This window comes from Microbacterium sp. (assembly GCF_031179285.1).
Classification (GTDB): Bacteria; Actinomycetota; Actinomycetes; order Actinomycetales; family Microbacteriaceae; genus Microbacterium.
This window is the reverse complement of sequence record NZ_JAPSHY010000071.1, coordinates 1-3,016: the sequence shown is the minus strand read 5'-3', so window position 1 is coordinate 3,016 and position 3,016 is coordinate 1. Positions and strand designations below refer to the sequence as shown.

The following is a 3,016-nucleotide window of genomic DNA, read 5'->3' as shown; positions in this document are numbered from 1 at the left end:
AACGGCTGCGCCTGGAGGCGTACCAGAAGCTCTCGTCGGCAGCCACGGCCACCGCCACCGACGATGCGATCGACCTCGTCGTCGACGAGCTCACCGACCGGTACGGTACGCCGCCCGAGGAGGTCGTCACGCTCGTCTCGGTCGCCCGGCTCCGCCGCCGCGCCGCCCGCGCCGGACTGTCGGACGTCGTCGCCATGGGGTCGAACCTGCGCGTCGCCCCGGCGCGGTTCGAGGACTCCATGAAGGTGCGTCTGCAGCGGTTGTACCCGAGGGCGAAGCTCGTCGGCGGGGGCGAGGCTCTGGTCGTGCCGATGCCCGGTCCGGACGGACCGAACCTGCTCGAGTGGGTGGGTCAGTTGCTGACCGCCCTCTTCCCGGAGCCGGCGAAGGCGCAGGCCTGACGGGCCGTTCCCCTCGGTTCGCGCTGCTCGTTTCCGCTCGCCCTGCTGTTCCCGGTGGGTTCCCGCGCTCGCGCTGCTGAGAATGGCACGCGCTGCGGGAATCTGCGCCGCATGAGCAGGATTCAGCAGCGCGAACGGGAAGGCGGATCACGCCCAGAGCCAGCGCAACGCGTCCGGCAGCAGTACCCCGCCGTGGTTCGGGCTGTGTCCGCCGTCGCCCACGACGAGGCGCACATCATGGCCGGTGCGGGTCAATGCTGCTGCCGTCTCCAGGCTCTCGGCGAACCAGTTCCAGTCCGCGTCGTTCCAGCCGATGTCCCGGTGCGCGGCATGCAGCAAAATCCGGAGGTCGCGAACCTGTCCGCGATGGAGGAGATCCGGGTAAGGGTTTCCGCCTGGCATCTGAGCGAAGCTGGAGTTGAATGCGATGACCCGTCCGATGGCGTCCGGCCTGTGCCAGGCGGCCGTGAAGGCCGCGTTACCGCCCGAGCTGCCGCCGCAGATGCCGCGCCGCAGCCCTTTAGTCGAGATCGCATGCCGTTCCGCGACGCGCGGCAAGACCTCATCGACGAGGAAGTCGGCATAGCGCCGATCGAAAGCGTCGTACTCGACGTTGCGATTCTTGGGGTTCTCGGATGCCGGGAGCACGCCGGGATCGACGAACACGCCAACCATCGGTGGGATCATCTGCTGGGCGGCGAGATTGTCGAGCACGATTCCCGCCCGGACATCGCCATCGGGGTCGAGGTACCACCAGCCGTCGTTGAAGATCATCACAGAGGCCGGATGGGCGGAAACGTGCCCGGCCGGGGTATGCACCCAGACCGTGCGTGTGGTGCCCGGGAAAGCGGCGCTGTCGGTGACCTCGAACCGGTCGATCCGGCCCGGCGGAACCGCAGGTCGCCGCGCGGAGTCCGGCCCGTAGGCGTAGGTCACGTGAGCCGGATTCACGGCGATCGCGGCGAACGGCAGTTCAATCATGTTCGTCTCCACAGCTGGAAATTGCTAACTCCGCAACGGCATCCGAGCGAGGAGGTTCATCAGAGCGAGAACCCACCGTCGGTGGTGAGCACTTGACCGATCACCCAGGAACCGGCATCCGTGCAGAGCCAGCCGATCAGCCGCGCAGGGTCTTCGGGCAGGGCGACTCTGCCGAACGGCGTCGTCGGCAGCCACTCCAGGAACGACGTGAGGTCGCGGTCTGTCGTCTCCGTGTCGAGATAGCCGGTGTTCACCGGGCCGGGGTTGACCGTGTTCAGCACCAGACCGACATCCAGCAGCTCAGACGACACCGTGCGCGTGACTCCCGCGAGAGCGGCCTTGCTCGCGGCGTACGCAACCTCTCCGCGCATCGCTGCGTGCCCCTGGCCGGACGTCATCCACACGACATGCCCGGTCGGGCGCTCGAACGGCCCGAATCCTGACCCTCGATCGCCGGGGCGGCGTGACCCCCGCTCCTCACCTCCCAGCTCGGCCCGGCGACGCCGCGCCAGCCCGGCGGTCAGCAACAGTGAGGCACGGGCGTTCGCCTGCCAGTGGTCCTCGAGGCGATGGGCGGTCATGTCGTAGATGCTGCCGTCGGAGCCGCTCATGGCCTGGTTATAGACCAGGATGTCGAGCCTGCCCGTCAGGCTGGACGCCGCGACGAGCAGAGGCTCGATGGTTGCCGGGTCCCGCAGGTCGGCTGCGTGGTCGCCCATGACGGCCCCGGGGCTCAGTACGCCTCGGATGCCGATGCGCACCGCATCGAGGTCGTCGCCGCCCCAGGGCTGACGGAGATCGTGCGCGCGGAAGTGATGGATGAAGACGTTCGCCCCGAGGGAGGCGAGTTCGGTCGCGATGGCGAAACCGATGCCCTTGCGCCGCGAGACGCCGGTGACGAGCGCTGTTCGGCCGCTGAGAGGAAACTGCATGGTGAGTCTTTCGAGTGGGATGTGTGTCGGGCATACCGAACGACAGCCCGGCGGCGGGACGGATGCGACTCACCTGCATTGCATGAGGCCACGTTAGCACCGGAAATGCCGACAGGCCCGGGCTCGGTCACGCGCACTCCGGGATCACTGCGCATAGGACGCCCGCGCCGGGACTAGTCTGGCGGCATGATCTACGAGCACCTCGGGGCTCGGCCCCGCATCCACGACAGCGCCGTCGTCGCCCCCACCGCCGTCATCTCGGGCGACGTGGAGATCGGGCCGAACTGCCAGGTGCTGCACGGCGCCGTGATCACTGCCGAAGGCGGGCCGATCACGCTCGGCGAGCACGTCATCGTGATGGAGAACGCCCTCATCAGGGCGACCGCCGCGAACGCCGTGCACATCGGTGACCACACCCTGGTCGGCACCCTGGCGAGCATCGCCGGAGCAACCGTCGGCGAGGAGGTGTTCTTCGCGTCCGGTGCCCGCGTGTTCAACGGCGCTCTGGTCGGCCCGCGCTCCGAGATCCGCGTCAACGCGATCGTGATGCGGCGCGCGGTCCTTCCCGAGGGCACCGTCCTGCCGATCGGCTGGGTGGCCGTCGGCGACCCCGTGCAGCTGTTCTCACCCGATCAGGCTGACGAGATCGCCGCAGCCGAACCCGAGCTCGACTTCCCGGGTCACGTGTTCGGCGTCGACCGG

At 68.6% G+C, this 3,016-nt stretch carries 4 protein-coding genes; 2 read left to right on the top strand and 2 right to left on the bottom strand.

Annotated features, from left to right (window positions below):
- The coding region (locus RIN18_RS17475) for a TRCF domain-containing protein (protein WP_309105250.1) at positions 1-401 on the top strand (401 nt) is incomplete at its 5' end.
- Between the two features lie 147 nt (positions 402-548).
- On the opposite strand, the gene RIN18_RS17470 is transcribed toward RIN18_RS17475, so the two are convergent.
- Positions 549-1,382, bottom strand: coding sequence for an alpha/beta hydrolase-fold protein (locus RIN18_RS17470; protein ID WP_309105249.1), 834 nt, complete (start codon positions 1,380-1,382; stop codon positions 549-551).
- 59 nt (positions 1,383-1,441) lie between these two features.
- Positions 1,442-2,314, bottom strand: a complete 873-nt coding sequence (locus RIN18_RS17465; RefSeq protein ID WP_309105248.1) for an SDR family oxidoreductase — start codon at positions 2,312-2,314, stop codon at positions 1,442-1,444.
- Between the two features lie 186 nt (positions 2,315-2,500).
- Here RIN18_RS17465 and RIN18_RS17460 point away from each other — a divergent pair.
- Positions 2,501-3,016: gamma carbonic anhydrase family protein (locus RIN18_RS17460; protein WP_309105247.1), on the top strand; the 516-nt coding region annotated here is incomplete at its 3' end.